A 15,348-nucleotide genomic window follows, 5' to 3' on the forward strand; every position below is an offset into this window, starting at 1 on the left:
CCACTGCCCCGTTGCCGTCCGATGCTGGTGGCTCAGCCGCCATCAGCAGAAGAGGCAGCAATGAACAGCGTCGACCTTGGCGTGTTACACGATATAAAAGACTGGCTCGCCGGGGGACGCACCGTGGTGCTGTACACCGTCGTACAGACCTGGGGCAGTGCACCTCGGCCCCCCGGTGCCATGCTCGCCCTGCGTGATGACGGTGTGGTGAGCGGTTCCGTTTCAGGGGGTTGTATCGAGGATGACCTGATTGCCCGCCTCCATGACGGTCGATTGCAGCGAAATGGCAACCAAGTCCAACTGGTAACCTACGGGCTCACCGTCGAGGAAGCCGCTCGTTTCGGGTTGCCGTGTGGGGGCACCCTGCGCCTGACCGAAGAGTGGCTTAGCGATGCCGGTTGGATTGACGAGCTCTTGGCGCGCTGCAATGACCATGAGTTGGTGCTCCGGGAGCTGGACCTTCCTACGGGCGCCATACGCCTTTCAGCCGCGAGCCGCGATACCGCGCACAGTTTTGATGGCCACTGCCTGCGTACGCTTTACGGGCCCCGCTGGCGGCTGTTGCTGATCGGTGCGGGCCAGCTTTCCCGGTGTGTTGCCGACATTGCGCGGCTGCTCGACTTCGACGTGCTGGTGTGCGATCCGCGCAGCGAATTCAATCAGGGTTGGGAAGCCGGGCAGGGCCGCTTTGTGCCAGGCATGCCAGATGATGCAGTCCTGGCCATTGAACCAGACCCACGCACCGCCATCGTTGCCCTGACCCATGACCCTCGCCTGGACGACATGGCGCTATTGACTGCACTGGACTCGCAAGCGTTCTATGTAGGTGCATTAGGGTCCCGGGTTAACAGCGAGAAGCGCAAACACAACCTGGCCACCTTAGGCGTGAGCGAGGCTGCACTGGCCCGTTTACATGGGCCTATCGGGTTGCCCATCGGTAGCCATACCCCCGCTGAAATTGCCTTGTCACTCATGGCGCAGGTGGTTGCCCTCAAGAACCAGGCAACATGACACGCACGTGTGCCATCCTGTTGGCCGCCGGTTACGGACGACGCTTTGCCGAACAATCAGAGACACTCTCCAATAAACTGCTGGCGCCTTGTATTGGCCTGGATGGCACTCGGCGGCCGGTACTGGAGCACGCGTTGCGTGCGTTCGAGGGGTGGTCCGGCACAGGCGTACTGGTGGTGAGGCGTGACAGTGAGCGTCGCGATGAACTGAGTGCACTTGCCAGCCAATACGGCTTCGACCTGCTGGACGTGGCTTCATCAGGAATGGGGGACAGCCTTAGTGCTGCTGTGGGTGCCTATCCCACGGCCCAAGGCTGGTTGGTAGCCCTTGGCGACATGCCTTGGGTGCAGGCCCATACGGTGCAAAGCGTGTATACCGGTATGACCCCCGAGGGCATCTGCCTGCCTGTGTATCAGGGGCAGCGTGGCCACCCTGTAGGTTTCGGCGCAACGTATGGCCAGGCATTGAGTGCCCTCAACGGGGACCAGGGAGGGCGCCGACTGCTTGAACAGGGGAGGGTGACACTGCTGGAGGTCAACGACCCCGGTATCGTACGGGATGTAGACGTGCCCAAAGACCTTGCCTGAGCCCAATGCCGAGAGTTTTCTCAAGGCCGACCAAAGAAAAGCCCCTGTCACCGTATGATGACAGGGGCTTTCTTATTCAAGCGCTCAGGCCTGGGGCTTGGGTTCCTTGTTGTGCTTCTCGGTTTCGTTCACCTGTGTAGTGCTGTCTTCCGTACCCTGGCGAGGCTCATCAAGAGCAGGCGCCTGGCTTGGCGCCTCCATGGCGCCGGTATGAGCCTGCGGCAGGGCTTCATCGGTGGCCTGTTCGGCGACCAGCTGTGCAACCGGGTCTGCTTCCACGACAGGAGCAGGGGCCGCTTCAGCTGACATGTGAGGCGCCGCGGGTTCAACCACGACCGGTGCCGGGACGTCTACTTCGACCGGTGCCTGGACCTGTGCAAGCGCGTTGGCGTTGGTCAGGCGGGCAGCGTCTTCGGCCTCACGGGCAGCGGCAGCAGCAAGTTCGGCTTCACGCTTGCGGCGGCGTACTTCACGAGGGTCATTGGGCGCACGGCCATTGGCCGAAACAACAGGTGCAGGGGCCGGAGCCTGGGCAGCGGGTGCTTCTGCACCGGGTGCGTCAGCCGCTGGAGCTTCCATGGTGGCCGCAGGTGTTGCCACGGGTGCTTCAGCCTCAACAGGCGCCTGGGAGAACGCCACACGCGTAGGCTGCTCGACCACTGGAGCGGTAGGCTGTTCAGCGGCTTCGGTCGCTGCTGGCACGTCCACGTGCTGTACCGGTTGTTCCACAACGGGCGCTACAGCGACCTCAGGCAACGGCTCTGGCACGACTTCGGCCACCGGTGATTCGACAACAGGGGCTTCGACAGCCGGCGTATCGACGCCCGACGTATCGACGCCCGACGCTTTGGTCAAGCGCTCCAAAGGCTCAGGCACAATGGAAGGCGCCTGTTCATTAGGTGTGGTGATGATCTCAGGTGCGGCGGTAGCCTCAGCCGGCTGCACACTGGCAGTGGCGGCTTCGGCCTGCTGATGGGCCTGAGCTTCGGCAGCTGGGGTGATGGCCGTTTCGGCAACCACTGTTGCAGCGGCAGCAGCCACCACTGCGCCTTCAGCCGCTTCGCCTTCACCTGGAGCCTGATCGTCTTCGGCTTCGCCGCCAATCAGGTTGCCATTGGCATCACGCTGGCGCTCGCGACGGTTGCTGCGGCGGCGCTGGCCACGCGAGCGACGGCGTGGGCGGTCGTTGTCGTTACTGTCCTGGCTGTCGTCCTGCGACTCGTCGTTCAGCACGGCTTCTTCAGCCGCATCCACCACTGGGGTGGCAAGTTCCTCGACCGCTGGGCGCAGTTGGCGCTCTTCGCGTGGGGCACGCTGTTCACGGGGTGCTCGCTCTTCACGAGGTGCACGTTCCTCACGCGTTGAGCGTTCTTCACGAGGTGCACGTTCGGTACGCTCTTCACGCACAGGGCGCTCTTCACGGGCCTCAGGCTGTGCCTGAGATTGAGTCGGGGCATCCAAAGGCTCACGCAGTTCGCGCGCAGGCCGGTCTTCACGTGAACGGCGGTCTTCGCGAGGAGCGCGAGCTTCGCGGTTTGAGCGCGGCGCGCGTTCTTCACGGGGTGCAGCGGTCTCTTCACGTGTTTCGCGAGGGGCGCGCTCTTCACGCGGTACCCGCTCTTCGCGGCTGCTGCGCTCTTCGCGCGGCTTGCGTTCTTCGTCACGCCGGCCGTTACGGTTGCGGCTCTGCTGGCGGCCGTTACGACGCTCATCGTTACGTGACGTGCGCTCGCTGGCCGGCTTGGCTGCAGCGGGTGCTACAGCTGTGGTGGCGACCGGAGCGGCAGGGGTTTCCTTGCCGGCGAACAGGCTGACCAACGATTTCACTAGGCCTTTGAACAGGCTGGGCTCGCCAACCGACGGCGTGGCAACCGGTGCTGCAGCAGTCGGTGTGGCGGCGGGCTCTTCGCTGGCAGGCATGGGTGCATTAGCGCGAACGGGTGCGGTCTTGACGGCCGCTTCCTGGCGAACCAGGGTGCGGGTCGCGGCAACGGGCTGCACTTCTTCGGTTTCGGCCGCAGCGATCTCGTAGCTTGACTGCGTGTTCAGCACTTCCGGGTTGTCGTCACGCAGGCGCTGCACTTCGAAGTGCGGCGTTTCCAGGTGATCGTTCGGCAGGATGATGATACGGGCACGGGTACGCAGTTCGATCTTGGTGATCGAATTGCGTTTTTCGTTCAGCAGGAAGGCTGCAACCGGGATAGGCACCTGTGCACGTACCTCGGCAGTACGGTCTTTGAGAGCTTCTTCCTCGATCAGGCGCAGAATGGCCAGCGAGAGCGATTCCACGTCCCGGATAATGCCGGTGCCGCTGCAGCGTGGGCATACGATACCGCTGCTTTCACCCAAGGACGGGCGCAAGCGCTGGCGAGACATTTCCAGCAGGCCGAAGCGGGAGATGCGGCCTACCTGTACACGAGCGCGGTCGGCTTCCAGGCTTTCGCGGACTTTTTCTTCCACGGCGCGCTGGTTCTTGGCCGGTGTCATGTCGATGAAGTCGATGACGATCAGGCCGCCGATGTCACGCAGGCGCAGCTGGCGGGCGATTTCCTCAGCCGCTTCCAGGTTGGTCTGCAGGGCTGTTTCTTCGATGTCGCTGCCTTTGGTGGCACGCGCCGAGTTGATGTCGATGGACACCAGGGCCTCGGTAGGGTCGATCACGATGGAGCCGCCCGATGGCAGCTCTACCACGCGCTGGAAGGCGGTTTCGATCTGGCTTTCGATCTGGAAACGGTTGAACAGTGGGACGCTGTCTTCGTACAGCTTGATTTTGCTGGCGTACTGCGGCATCACCTGGCGGATGAAGGTCAGGGCTTCTTCCTGGGCTTCGACGCTGTCGATCAGCACCTCGCCGATGTCCTGGCGAAGGTAGTCGCGAATGGCGCGAATGATGACGTTGCTTTCTTGGTAGATCAGGAACGGGGCAGAGCGGTCAAGGGAGGCTTCCTTGATGGCGGTCCACAACTGCAGCAGGTAGTCCAGGTCCCACTGCATTTCTTCGCTGCTGCGGCCAAGGCCGGCAGTACGAACGATCAGCCCCATGTCGGCGGGGGCGACCAGGCCGTTGAGGGCTTCACGCAGTTCGTTGCGTTCTTCACCTTCGATGCGGCGCGAGATGCCGCCGGCACGGGGGTTGTTAGGCATCAGTACCAGGTAGCGGCCGGCCAGGCTGATGAAGGTGGTGAGGGCGGCGCCTTTGTTGCCGCGCTCTTCCTTCTCGACCTGGACAATGACTTCCTGGCCTTCGCTCAGCACTTCCTTGATGTTTACACGGCCTTCAGGTGCCTTCTTGAAGTACTCGCGGGAAATTTCCTTGAGGGGCAGGAAGCCGTGGCGCTCGGAGCCGAAGTCCACGAAGGCCGCTTCGAGGCTAGGCTCGATACGGGTAATGCGGCCTTTGTAGATGTTGGCTTTTTTCTGCTCACGCGCACCGGATTCGATATCCAGGTCGTAGAGGCGCTGGCCATCCACCAGCGCTACGCGCAACTCTTCGGGTTGAGTTGCGTTTATCAGCATTCTTTTCATGTAGTACCGTCGGTTTCCGGGCTGCCGGAAACGGCGTTCGGCACACACGACTTCTCACGGTCGGTGTTCAGGTGCGAGGGAGGCTTTTACAGCTTCCTTGCCAGCGGCGAGGCTTCGTTGAGCCTGCGCCGCGGCGACGCGTCCTGCCTTTGTGTGGTGTCAAAAGCACTCAGTCAGGAGGAGGAATCAGGTACCCAGCCGTGGACGCTTCGAAAGCGTCTGTGCGCGCCGGCCGTGCCGCGTGCTGGCCCTGGGCAACGGTCGCACCGGGGTTTCCACTGGCGGGGCTCGGCGCCACACGGCACGTTACCTGTGCATCTCCACCCTACACGTATCCCTGATAATTCGGGTGCTGCCGCGCGCTGAATCCGCAACGGGTTGGCATTTATCACGGCGCCTTTTGGCCGCCGCACGCTAAAAAAACTAAGGCTTGTATTTCCGAAGCCTTCATCACTTCACCTGATGGAACCATTGCGCTTTCATGTAAGCCGCAATACTCGACTACACAAGGCCCGATAAGGCCGCCTTGTTGAACTCGATACATTCCTGCCAGGCTGCGCCTTGTACGAACCACTGGTTCGCCGCGCGGTGAAAGCCCCGTCGGACGGCCTCGCGTCCTCTTTTGAAAATGGGTAAGCGGCGGTCGTTTACCGTCTGTCACTCCCCATCCGCTTATGGCGGCGCTCGGGACTATAGCAGCAAACATTAAGTGCTTCAAATGGCTCAAAAATTGATATTATCTGGCCCATGACCACGACCTCTTCTCCAACTTCAGGCGTTCAGTTGCTTGAAGTTGCGCCGGAACTTGCCGGCCAGCGCATCGACAATTTTCTTATCACTGCACTCAAGGGTGTGCCACGCACGCTTGTGTACCGCATTTTGCGCAAGGGCGAAGTGCGGGTGAACAAGGGCCGTATCAAACCCGAGTACAAGCTTCAGGCGGGTGACATTGTGCGGGTGCCACCGCTGCGCCTGCCCGAGCGTGATGCGCCGGTGCCAGTCGCCCAAGGCCTGCTGCAGCGCCTGGAGGCCGCTATCGTTCACGAAGACAAAGGCCTGATCATTCTCAACAAGCCTGCCGGTATTGCCGTGCACGGCGGCAGCGGCCTGAGCTTTGGCGTGATCGAAGCCTTCCGCCAGTTGCGTCCGGACGCCAAGGAGCTGGAGCTGGTACACCGCCTGGACCGAGACACCTCCGGCCTGCTGATGATTGCCAAGAAGCGGAGCATGTTGCGCCACCTCCATGAGGCCTTGCGAGGTGATGGGGTAGACAAACGCTACATGGCGCTGGTGCGAGGCCACTGGGCCACTGCGAAGAAGCAGGTCAACGCCCCCCTGCTCAAAAGCAACTTGCGCTCCGGCGAGCGGATGGTGGAAGTAAACCCTGAGGGCAAGGAGGCCTTGACGGTATTCAAGGTGCTACGCCGGTTTGGCGACTTCGCCACAATGGTCGAAGCGCGGCCCATCACCGGCCGTACACACCAGATTCGCGTGCATGCGCTGCATGCTGGCCACAGCATCGCCGGGGACCCTAAATACGGCGATGAAGACTTCAGTCGTGAAGTGCGCGAACTCGGCGGCAAGCGGTTGTTCCTCCATGCGTACGCCCTGTCCGTGACATTGCCGGACGGTAGCCGTCTTGACGTCCAGGCTCCTGTCGATGAAATGTGGGCCGCTACGGTGGAGAAGCTGGTCAATGCCTGATTATGACCTGCTGGTGTTCGACTGGGACGGCACCTTGGCCGACTCCATTGGCCGTATCGTCGATGCCATGCAGCACGCGGCGGTCTGCTGCGATCTGGCCCCCCGCGACGCTACCCAGGTCAAGGGCATTATCGGGCTAGGCCTACCGGAAGCGATCCGTTCACTGTATCCGCGGCTGGACGAAGCGGCGGTAGTGGCGTTCCGTGACCAATATGCCCAGCGTTACATTGCATTGGAGGCTACGCCTTCCCCCTTGTTCGACGGGGTGCTCGAAGGGCTTGACCGGTTCCGTCGCGACGGTTTTCAGCTGGCCGTCGCCACAGGCAAGGCCCGCCGCGGCCTTGATCGCGTTCTTAAGGCTCATGGCCTGGATACGTTCTTCGACATTACCCGAGCCGCCGACGAAACCCGCAGCAAGCCACACCCATTGATGTTGGAAGAGATCCTTCAGCACTGTGGTGTGAGGGCCGAGCGCGCCCTGATGATCGGTGACTCGGCGTTTGACCTGCAGATGGCTCGCAATGCCGGCATGCCTTGTGTAGCCGTTGGCTACGGCGCCATCGAGCTGAAGGCCTTGCTGGCTTACGAACCCGTGCTGGCTATCGATCGTTTTCCCCAATTGACCGCCTGGCTGCAGCCAGGTGAACCCTTATCAGCCAGAAGTGAGTAGCGGATGTCAGATCAATGGAAAGCGCCCTCGGCCGAAGGTGAGCAGGGCTCTGGCTCTGGTGATGAGCGCAGCTGGAAGCTGTTGGAAAAAACGTTGCTCGCCAGCGTTCAGGAGCAGCGCCGCGCTCGGCGCTGGGGCATTTTTTTCAAAAGCCTGACCTTCCTTTATCTATTGGGCATGCTGTTTCTGTTCTCGCCGTTCGGCAAGCTCGAAAAAGCGGCAGGCAAAGGCAGTGCCTACACCGCCCTGATCGACGTTAAGGGGGTGATCGCGGACAAGGAAAGTGCCAGCGCCGACAACATCGTAACCAGCCTGCGGGCCGCCTTCGATGACGCGAAGGTAAAAGGCGTTGTGCTGCGCATCAACAGCCCTGGCGGCAGCCCTGTCCAGAGCGGTTACGTGTATGACGAAATCAAACGCCTTCGCGGGCTGCACCCTGATGTAAAAGTGTATGCGGTAATTGCCGACCTGGGCGCCTCAGGTGCCTATTACATTGCCAGTGCCGCAGACGAGATCTATGCCGACAAGGCTAGCCTCGTGGGCTCCATTGGGGTGACAGCCGCCGGTTACGGTTTTGTGGGGGCCATGGAAAAGCTGGGCGTGGAGCGCCGCCCCTACAGTTCGGGCGAGCACAAGGCCTTCCTTGACCCGTTCCAGCCTGCCAAGGAATCTGAAACACGCTTCTGGCAAGGCGTGCTGGACACCACCCACCAGCAGTTCATTGCACAGGTGAAAGCGGGCCGTGGCGATCGCCTGAAGGACAAGGACCATCCCGAGCTGTTCTCGGGGTTGATCTGGTCGGGTGAGCAAGCTCTCCAGCTGGGGCTGATTGACGGCCTGGGTAGCAGCAGCCATGTAGCCCGAGACATCATTCACGCCAAGGACCTGGTGGACTTTACGGTAGAAGACTCCCCGCTGGACCGTTTCTCCAAGAAGCTGGGCGCCAGTGTGGCCAGCGAGCTGGCGATGTTTATGGGGTTTAATGGCCCAGCCTTGCGCTGAACCGCTTTACGGAACATCCACCCCAGCCTGTGCCAGCATCGCCACCAAGCGAATCAGTGGCAAGCCGACCAGGCTGGTGGCGTCGGGGCCTTCCGTACGTTCGAACAGGCTCACGCCCAGCCCTTCGGCCTTGAAGCTGCCCGCGCAGTCATAGGGCTGTTCGGCCTTAAGGTAGCGGGCGAGGGCGCTTTCAGGCAGCGTACGCATGGTCACTGAAAAAGGCACCATGTCCACCTGGCACAGGCCGGTATGGGTATCAAGCAAGGCCAGGCCTGTCATAAAGGTCACCTGCTGGCCATTGGTCGCCATCAACTGCTCCAGTGCCTGCTCGAAGCCCCCCGGCTTGCCCAGTATGCGCTCGCCCAACACCGCCACCTGGTCGGAGCCAATGATCAGATGAGCAGGGTAGTGACCGGCCAGTGCGCGTGCCTTTCCTTCTGCCAGTCGATGCACCAGTGCCAGGGCCGCCTCACCAGGCAGGCGTGTTTCGTCGAGCTCGGGCGAGCGGCTCTCGAAGGGCAGGTTCAGGCGGCGCAGCAGCGCCTGGCGATAGGTGGAGCTCGAAGCAAGAATCAAGGGCCGCATGGTTAGCCTCAGCAAGGTTGAAGCCCGTGATTCTACGCGCGTACCCTTGCACTGCCGATGGCCGAATTTCCTTTGACACAAACAGGGGGCATCCCTAGAATGTCGCGCCTATGTTGAATGACCCGATTCCACCTCACGTTGACCCGCGCAAATTGGCCGATCGTGGCGTTACCCTTCAAGGTAGCCTGCCTCTAGCCGATCTGGAGAGACTTTGCGACCTGCTTTCCGACAATGTCGGTACGGTCCAGGCTAAACTCATCTTCGAACGAGCCGAAGATCACACTGCGCTCATGCGCAGTGATCTGAGCGTCGACGTCAAGATGGTTTGCCAGCGCTGTCTTGAGCTGGTCACCCTTCCTATTCACAGCGAATGTACGTACGCCGTGGTCAGGGAGGGTGCGAATACCCAATCGTTACCGAAAGGTTATGACGTGCTGGAACTGGGCGAAGATCCCTTGGATCTGCGGGCCGTGATCGAAGAAGAGCTGTTGCTCGCCCTTCCGATCATCCCTGCTCATCATCCGGAAGAATGCCAGCAGCCGGCGGGTCTCGAAGAGCCCGAGCCGACCGAGGACGAGGTAACGCGGTCCAACCCGTTCAGTGTTTTGGCGCAGTTAAAGCGTGACCCAAACGTTTAGGAGTTAATCAATTATGGCTGTTCAGCAGAACAAAAAATCCCGCTCTGCCCGTGACATGCGCCGTTCGCACGACGCGCTCGAGCCGAACGCACTGTCCGTCGAAAAAACCACCGGTGAAGTTCACCTGCGTCACCACGTATCGCCAGAAGGCGTATACCGTGGCCGTAAAGTGATCGACAAGGGCGCTGACGAGTAATCCTTGTCCGCTCGAACCATCGCGATCGACGCAATGGGCGGGGACTTCGGTCCCCGCAGCATTGTCCAGGCCTGTGCTGCCTGCCTCGTTTCAAACCCCTCGCTGTCCCTGGCCCTTGTTGGCCAACCCGCCCTGCTTGAAGACATTCTGCGCGCCTATCCGGGCGTCGATCGATCTCGCCTGCGAATTCTGCCTGCTACTGAAGTGATTGGCATGAATGACAAGCCGTCCCATGCCCTGCGTAGCAAGCCGGATGCTTCCATGCGGGTGGCGTTGCAGGCCCTGCGCGATAATCAGGTGCAGGCTGTGGTCAGTGCAGGTAACACCGGCGCACTGATGGCGCTGTCCCGGCATGTGCTTAAAACCCTCCCAGGCGTAGATCGCCCGGCAATGGTCGCCGCCCTGCCTACGCGCAAGGGATATTGCCAATTGCTGGACCTGGGCGCGAACGTGGATTGCGATGCCGAGCATCTGTATCAGTTCGCGCTCATGGGCACTGTTGCTGCCCAGGTTCAGGGCATTGCAACACCGCGAGTAGCGCTACTCAACGTTGGTACCGAAGACATCAAAGGGAACCAGCAGGTAAGGGCCGCCGCCCTTTTGCTGCAAGGCGCCGGTATCCACTATGTCGGGTTCGTGGAAGGTGATGGTGTCTACCGGGGTGAAGCTGATGTGGTGGTCTGCGATGGTTTTGCAGGCAATGTGCTGCTCAAGGCCAGTGAAGGGCTCGCTAGCATGATTGGCGAGCGCATAGAAGCTCAGTTCACCAAAGGGGTGATGGCGCGAATTGCAGGGGCAGTTGCATTGCCGGTGCTAAGGCGGTTGCGCGAAGACCTCATGCCGGCACGCCATAACGGCGCCAGTTTCCTTGGCCTGCAGGGCATTGTGATAAAAAGCCATGGTGCTGCCGGGGTGCAAGGGCTGCAGGCTGCCATAGAGCGGGCACGCGACCAGATAGACGAAAATCTGCCCTGTCGGCTCGGGGAAGGCTTGGCCGCCCTGTTGTCGCAGCGCTCGTCACACGGCGGTAGAATGTGACCGGCCGGTTCCGGTTATCATCCAACACTGGATTTTTGTGTTCGGTCCCTGACCGTCAACACGTTTACTCACAGCATTGATAAGGGCGCGTTCCATGTCTGCATCCCTCGCATTCGTCTTTCCAGGGCAAGGCTCCCAAGCCGTCGGTATGCTCGCCGCCCAGGCCGGCCACCACCCATTGGTAGGCGAAACCTTCAAGGAAGCGTCCGCCGCCTTGGGCTACGACCTCTGGGCGCTGACCCAGCAAGGGCCGGCTGAGCAGTTGAACCAGACCGACAAAACCCAGCCGGCGATTCTTACCGCGTCTATCGCCCTGTGGCGTGTGTGGCAGGCTGAAGGCGGTGCTGTACCGGCCTACGTGGCCGGGCATAGCTTGGGTGAGTACAGTGCGCTGGTTGCGGCGGGCAGTGTGGACCTGGGAGAGGCTGTACGCCTGGTCGCGCGGCGTGGCCGGTTGATGCAGGATGCTGTGCCGGCAGGGCAGGGCGGCATGGCTGCCATACTGGGCCTTTCGGACGAAGACGTGATTGCAGCCTGCGCAGAAGCTGCAGCCGGCGAAGTGGTGAGTGCGGTGAACTTTAACTCGCCAGGCCAGGTGGTCATTGCCGGTGGTGCGGCGGCTGTTGCCCGCGCCATCGACGCTTGCAAGGCGCGCGGGGCCAAGCGTGCCTTGCCGCTGCCCGTAAGTGTGCCCTCTCACTGCGCCCTGATGAAGCCCGCTGCCGAGCGATTTGCCGAAGATATCGCAGGCATTGCCTGGAAAACCCCAGCCATTTCGATCGTTCAAAACGTGACGGCCACAGTGCCCGCAAGCCTTGAAGACCTTAAGCAGAACTTGCTGGCCCAGCTGTACATGCCGGTTCGCTGGGTTGAATCGGTCGCGCTGCTGGCCCAACACGGCGCCACTCAGCTAGTGGAGTGCGGCCCTGGCAAGGTGCTGTCGGGGCTGAACAAGCGCTGCGCCGATGGCCTGACAACCTACAATCTGGATACCCCCGATGCTTTGGCCGCCACGCGTGCGGCCTTGGCCTGAAACAGGAGATGCTGGCATGAGCCTGCAAGGTAAAGTGGCACTGGTAACCGGTGCGAGTCGTGGCATTGGCCAGGCAATTGCCCTGGAGCTTGGTCGCCAGGGCGCTATCGTCATTGGGACAGCCACCAGCGCCTCAGGCGCAGAACGCATCACGGCTACCCTCAAGGAACACGGTATCGAAGGCCTCGGCCTTGAGTTGAACGTGTGTGATGACGCGTCCGTGGCAACCGCCCTGGCAACGATCTCGGAGCGTTTCGGCGCACCAGCCATCCTGGTCAACAATGCCGGTATCACACGCGACAACCTGATGCTTCGCATGAAAGACGACGAATGGTTCGACGTAGTGGATACCAACCTGAACAGTCTGTTCCGCCTGTCCAAGGCCGTGCTGCGTGGCATGACCAAGGCTCGCTGGGGCCGTATCATCAGTATTGGTTCGGTTGTGGGTGCCATGGGCAACGCCGGCCAAGTAAACTATGCAGCCGCCAAGGCAGGCCTTGAAGGCTTCAGCCGCGCATTGGCACGCGAAGTGGGTTCTCGGGGCATTACTGTGAACTCAGTAACGCCCGGCTTCATCGATACCGACATGACCCGCGAGTTGCCTGAAGCGCAGCGTGAAGGCTTGTTGACACAGATTCCGCTAGGCCGTCTGGGGCAGGCGGAGGAAATCGCCAAGGTTGTAGGCTTCCTTGCATCCGATGGCGCTGCTTACGTGACAGGGGCCACGGTTCCGGTCAATGGCGGCATGTACATGTGACGCAGCTCAACCGGGTGCTGTAGAAAAAATGTCATACGTAACACCCGAAAATCCGTTATAAAGCTGCATCTCGATTATAGAGGTCGCTAGCCGGCGTTTGGCGAGGTTCGCATTCAGCTTGAAATGCGAGGGCCTTCCTATAAACTTACACACCGGCCAGTCGCCTGACTATCCACTAGGAGTGAAAACTAGGTATGAGCACCATCGAAGAACGCGTCAAGAAAATCGTTGCCGAGCAACTGGGCGTGAAAGAAGAAGAAGTTACCAACACAGCCAGCTTCGTTGAAGACCTCGGTGCCGACTCGCTTGACACCGTCGAGCTGGTAATGGCGCTGGAAGAAGAATTCGAAACCGAGATTCCAGACGAAGAAGCCGAGAAGATCACCACCGTTCAGGCAGCCATCGACTACGTCACCGCCCACCAGGCCTGATTGCCGTAATCGACGCTTTCTGTCAGGAGAAAACCGCACTGCCTTTGTCGGCGTGCGGTTTTTTCTTTAGAGGGGCAGGAAGTTGAAACAAAGTATTAAGGAGAACCCTGTGTCGCGTAGACGCGTCGTGGTCACTGGAATGGGCATGCTATCGCCATTGGGCGTCGACGTGCCAAGCACCTGGCAAGGCATTCTGGCCGGCCAAAGCGGCATCGGTCCGATCGAACATACGGACCTGTCAGCGTTTTCCACCCGTTTCGGTGGTTCGGTCAAGCAGTTCGATGTGGCGCAGTACCTGTCGCCCAAAGAGGCGCGCAAGCTCGATCTGTTCATCCAGTATGGCCTGGCGGCCGGCTTTCAGGCCGTGCGTGATGCCGGGCTGGATATCACCGATGGCAACCGCGAGCGCATTGGTGTGGCCATGGGTTCGGGGATCGGTGGCCTGACCAACATCGAGGACACCAGCCGTACCTTGCATGACCAGGGCCCCCGGCGCATTTCGCCGTTCTTTGTGCCTGGCTCTATCATCAACATGATTTCCGGGTTCCTGTCGATCCACCTGGGTGTACAGGGGCCTAACTACGCTATTTCCACAGCCTGCACTACGGGCACCCACTGCATTGGTATGGCAGCGCGCAACATCGCCTATGGCGAAGCGGACGTGATGATTGCCGGTGGTGCGGAGATGGCTGCCTGTGGCCTGGGTATGGGCGGCTTTGGTGCTGCACGTGCCCTGTCGACCCGCAACGATGAGCCGACCCGGGCCAGCCGCCCTTGGGACAAAGGCCGTGATGGCTTCGTGCTTTCTGATGGCGCAGGTGCACTGGTGCTCGAAGAGCTGGAGCACGCCCGTGCACGTGGTGCCCGGATCTATGCCGAATTGATCGGCTTTGGCACCAGCGGCGATGCCTTCCACATGACCTCCCCGCCAGAAGACGGTGCAGGCGCGGCCCGCTGCATGGCCAACGCCTTGAAGGATGCTGGCCTGGCACCAGAAGCCGTCCAGTACATCAATGCCCACGGTACGTCCACTTCAGCCGGTGACCTGGCTGAAGTTCGGGCTATCAAGGCGGTGTTTGGGGACCATGCGTACCATCTGGCGGTCAGCTCCACCAAATCCATGGTAGGGCACCTGCTGGGCGCGGCAGGTGCGGTAGAGGCCATTTTCAGCGTGCTGGCCATACGCGACCAGATCGCCCCGCCTACCATCAACCTGGATGAGCCGGACGACGACTGCGACCTGGATTTCGTGCCCCACGAAGCTCGCAGCATGCCTATCGACGTGGTGCTGTCGAACTCGTTTGGCTTTGGCGGGACCAACGGTTCGCTGGTGTTCCGCCGGTTCAGCGAATAATGGAGGCCTGGGTCGACGGCGCACCCGCGTCTACCATCGGCCTGGGCAACCGTGGGCTTGCCTACGGCGATGGGGTATTCGAAACCATTCGCGTGACAGGCGGGCAACTACGCCTGCGCAATCGCCACCTCCAGCGCCTGGTGCTTGGGTGCCAGCGGCTGGGTATACCGCTGGATTCGGTGGCAGCCCGGTACGAAATCGAGGCCTATGCCAAAGCCATGGGCGAGGGTGTGCTCAAACTCACGGTCACCCGGGGCGATAGCGCCCGTGGTTATGCAGGTGACCCTTCAGCACCGCCGCGGCGCTTCATACAGGGCTCGCCGCTACCAGCGTATCCCGAAGCGCACCAGGCCGAAGGCGTTGCGTTGTTTGCGTGCAGCGTGCGCCTTGCAGAGCAACCACTGCTGGCGGGCCTCAAGCACCTGAACCGCCTTGAGCAGGTCATGGCCCGGGCCGAATGGCAGGGCAGTGAATATGCCGAGGGCCTGATGCTGGATACGGCGGGCTGGGTAATCGAAGGCGTGTTCAGCAACCTGTTCATGGTCTGTGACGGCCAAGTGCTTACCCCTGACCTGCGCCGCTGCGGTGTAGCAGGTACGCTGCGTGCCGAACTGCTGGCACGCCTGGCTGCCGAAGGCAAACCGGCGGAGGTGGTGGACATCGACCTGCGTACCCTTGGCCGCGCCAGCGAGGTCTTCACCTGTAACAGTGTCTACGGTATCTGGCCGGTTCGTCGCTATGCCGACCTGGCTTGGCCCGTAGGCCCCTCCACCCGTAGACTTCAGCAAATGGCTCGCGAACTTCTGGATACCTGACA

Annotated in this window: 14 protein-coding genes and 1 pseudogene; 13 read left to right on the top strand and 2 right to left on the bottom strand. The window is 61.1% G+C overall.

The genetic code is table 11. The features are described from left to right. Positions 1 to 60: 60 nt before the first annotated feature. The gene (locus ACSAMW_RS20160; protein WP_500591774.1) at positions 61 to 1,011 is read left to right on the top strand and encodes an XdhC family protein; all 951 of its coding nucleotides are present in this window, start codon (positions 61 to 63) and stop codon (positions 1,009 to 1,011) included. Beyond that, positions 1,008 to 1,598 carry a nucleotidyltransferase family protein gene (locus ACSAMW_RS20165; protein ID WP_500591775.1) on the top strand — a complete coding sequence of 197 codons (591 nt, stop codon included), beginning with the start codon at positions 1,008 to 1,010 and terminating at the stop codon, positions 1,596 to 1,598. The genes ACSAMW_RS20160 and ACSAMW_RS20165 overlap by 4 nt, the downstream gene beginning before the upstream one ends. A gap of 402 nt (positions 1,599 to 2,000) precedes the next feature. On the opposite strand, the pseudogene rne reads toward ACSAMW_RS20165, so the two are convergent. Continuing rightward, a pseudogene (rne, locus tag ACSAMW_RS20170) lies at positions 2,001 to 5,123 on the bottom strand (ribonuclease E); the annotation flags it as partial. A 747-nt stretch (positions 5,124 to 5,870) separates the two neighbouring features. Between rne and rluC the strand changes: the two are divergent. Genes rluC through ACSAMW_RS20185 form a run of 3 tightly spaced genes read left to right on the top strand, consistent with a single transcriptional unit; the run spans position 5,871 to position 8,499 of the window. After that, positions 5,871 to 6,827, top strand: a complete 957-nt coding sequence (gene rluC / locus ACSAMW_RS20175; protein ID WP_168081868.1) for a 23S rRNA pseudouridine(955/2504/2580) synthase RluC — start codon at positions 5,871 to 5,873, stop codon at positions 6,825 to 6,827. After that, the gene (locus ACSAMW_RS20180; protein ID WP_500591776.1) at positions 6,820 to 7,497 is read left to right on the top strand and encodes an HAD-IA family hydrolase; all 678 of its coding nucleotides are present in this window, start codon (positions 6,820 to 6,822) and stop codon (positions 7,495 to 7,497) included. The genes rluC and ACSAMW_RS20180 overlap by 8 nt, the downstream gene beginning before the upstream one ends. 3 nt (positions 7,498 to 7,500) lie before the next feature. Further along, complete coding sequence (locus tag ACSAMW_RS20185) at positions 7,501 to 8,499, top strand: S49 family peptidase (RefSeq protein WP_500591777.1); 999 nt, start codon at positions 7,501 to 7,503, stop codon at positions 8,497 to 8,499. A 6-nt stretch (positions 8,500 to 8,505) separates the two neighbouring features. Here the strand turns inward: ACSAMW_RS20185 and ACSAMW_RS20190 are convergent, their stop codons facing one another. Next, positions 8,506 to 9,084 carry a Maf family protein gene (locus tag ACSAMW_RS20190; protein WP_500591778.1) on the bottom strand — a complete coding sequence of 193 codons (579 nt, stop codon included), beginning with the start codon at positions 9,082 to 9,084 and terminating at the stop codon, positions 8,506 to 8,508. Positions 9,085 to 9,194: 110 nt separating this feature from the next. Between ACSAMW_RS20190 and ACSAMW_RS20195 the strand changes: the two genes are divergently transcribed. The 8 genes from ACSAMW_RS20195 (at position 9,195) to pabC (ending at position 15,346) form a co-directional block, all read left to right on the top strand. Further along, on the top strand, positions 9,195 to 9,722 hold the full coding sequence (locus ACSAMW_RS20195; protein WP_500591779.1) for a YceD family protein: 528 nt from the start codon (positions 9,195 to 9,197) through the stop codon (positions 9,720 to 9,722). A gap of 13 nt (positions 9,723 to 9,735) precedes the next feature. Further along, entirely contained in the window at positions 9,736 to 9,918 is a 183-nt protein-coding gene (rpmF, locus tag ACSAMW_RS20200) for a 50S ribosomal protein L32 (RefSeq protein WP_168081858.1), read from the top strand. 3 nt (positions 9,919 to 9,921) lie between these two features. Further along, on the top strand, positions 9,922 to 10,956 hold the full coding sequence (gene plsX, locus ACSAMW_RS20205) for a phosphate acyltransferase PlsX (protein WP_168081856.1): 1,035 nt from the start codon (positions 9,922 to 9,924) through the stop codon (positions 10,954 to 10,956). A 94-nt stretch (positions 10,957 to 11,050) separates the two neighbouring features. Further along, entirely contained in the window at positions 11,051 to 11,989 is a 939-nt protein-coding gene (gene fabD / locus ACSAMW_RS20210; RefSeq protein WP_500591780.1) for an ACP S-malonyltransferase, read from the top strand. 16 nt (positions 11,990 to 12,005) lie between these two features. After that, a complete protein-coding gene (fabG, locus tag ACSAMW_RS20215) occupies positions 12,006 to 12,746 on the top strand; it encodes a 3-oxoacyl-ACP reductase FabG (protein WP_500591781.1) in 741 nt (246 codons plus the stop codon). A gap of 194 nt (positions 12,747 to 12,940) precedes the next feature. After that, positions 12,941 to 13,177: an acyl carrier protein gene (gene acpP, locus ACSAMW_RS20220; RefSeq protein WP_010566559.1), complete on the top strand. Its 237-nt coding sequence runs from the start codon at positions 12,941 to 12,943 to the stop codon at positions 13,175 to 13,177. A gap of 109 nt (positions 13,178 to 13,286) precedes the next feature. Continuing rightward, positions 13,287 to 14,531, top strand: coding sequence for a beta-ketoacyl-ACP synthase II (gene fabF, locus ACSAMW_RS20225; RefSeq protein WP_500591782.1), 1,245 nt, complete (start codon positions 13,287 to 13,289; stop codon positions 14,529 to 14,531). Then, on the top strand, positions 14,531 to 15,346 hold the full coding sequence (gene pabC, locus ACSAMW_RS20230) for an aminodeoxychorismate lyase (protein ID WP_500591783.1): 816 nt from the start codon (positions 14,531 to 14,533) through the stop codon (positions 15,344 to 15,346). The genes fabF and pabC overlap by 1 nt, the downstream gene beginning before the upstream one ends. The last annotated feature ends 2 nt before the right edge of the window (positions 15,347 to 15,348 follow it).

This window comes from Pseudomonas sp. AB39(2026) (assembly GCF_059831485.1).

Excerpts from the sequence above, each read along its gene's own strand:
- rpmF (WP_168081858.1), top strand. The coding sequence starts at position 9,736 with ATGGCTGTTCAGCAGAACAAAAAATCCCGCTCTGCCCGTGACATGCGC.
- fabG (WP_500591781.1), top strand. The coding sequence starts at position 12,006 with ATGAGCCTGCAAGGTAAAGTGGCACTGGTAACCGGTGCGAGTCGTGGC.
- ACSAMW_RS20185 (WP_500591777.1), top strand. The coding sequence starts at position 7,501 with ATGTCAGATCAATGGAAAGCGCCCTCGGCCGAAGGTGAGCAGGGCTCT.
- ACSAMW_RS20165 (WP_500591775.1), top strand. The coding sequence starts at position 1,008 with ATGACACGCACGTGTGCCATCCTGTTGGCCGCCGGTTACGGACGACGC.
- ACSAMW_RS20195 (WP_500591779.1), top strand. The coding sequence starts at position 9,195 with ATGTTGAATGACCCGATTCCACCTCACGTTGACCCGCGCAAATTGGCC.
- ACSAMW_RS20190 (WP_500591778.1), bottom strand. The coding sequence starts at position 9,084 with ATGCGGCCCTTGATTCTTGCTTCGAGCTCCACCTATCGCCAGGCGCTG.
- ACSAMW_RS20160 (WP_500591774.1), top strand. The coding sequence starts at position 61 with ATGAACAGCGTCGACCTTGGCGTGTTACACGATATAAAAGACTGGCTC.
- ACSAMW_RS20180 (WP_500591776.1), top strand. The coding sequence starts at position 6,820 with ATGCCTGATTATGACCTGCTGGTGTTCGACTGGGACGGCACCTTGGCC.
- rluC (WP_168081868.1), top strand. The coding sequence starts at position 5,871 with ATGACCACGACCTCTTCTCCAACTTCAGGCGTTCAGTTGCTTGAAGTT.
- acpP (WP_010566559.1), top strand. The coding sequence starts at position 12,941 with ATGAGCACCATCGAAGAACGCGTCAAGAAAATCGTTGCCGAGCAACTG.
- fabD (WP_500591780.1), top strand. The coding sequence starts at position 11,051 with ATGTCTGCATCCCTCGCATTCGTCTTTCCAGGGCAAGGCTCCCAAGCC.
- pabC (WP_500591783.1), top strand. The coding sequence starts at position 14,531 with ATGGAGGCCTGGGTCGACGGCGCACCCGCGTCTACCATCGGCCTGGGC.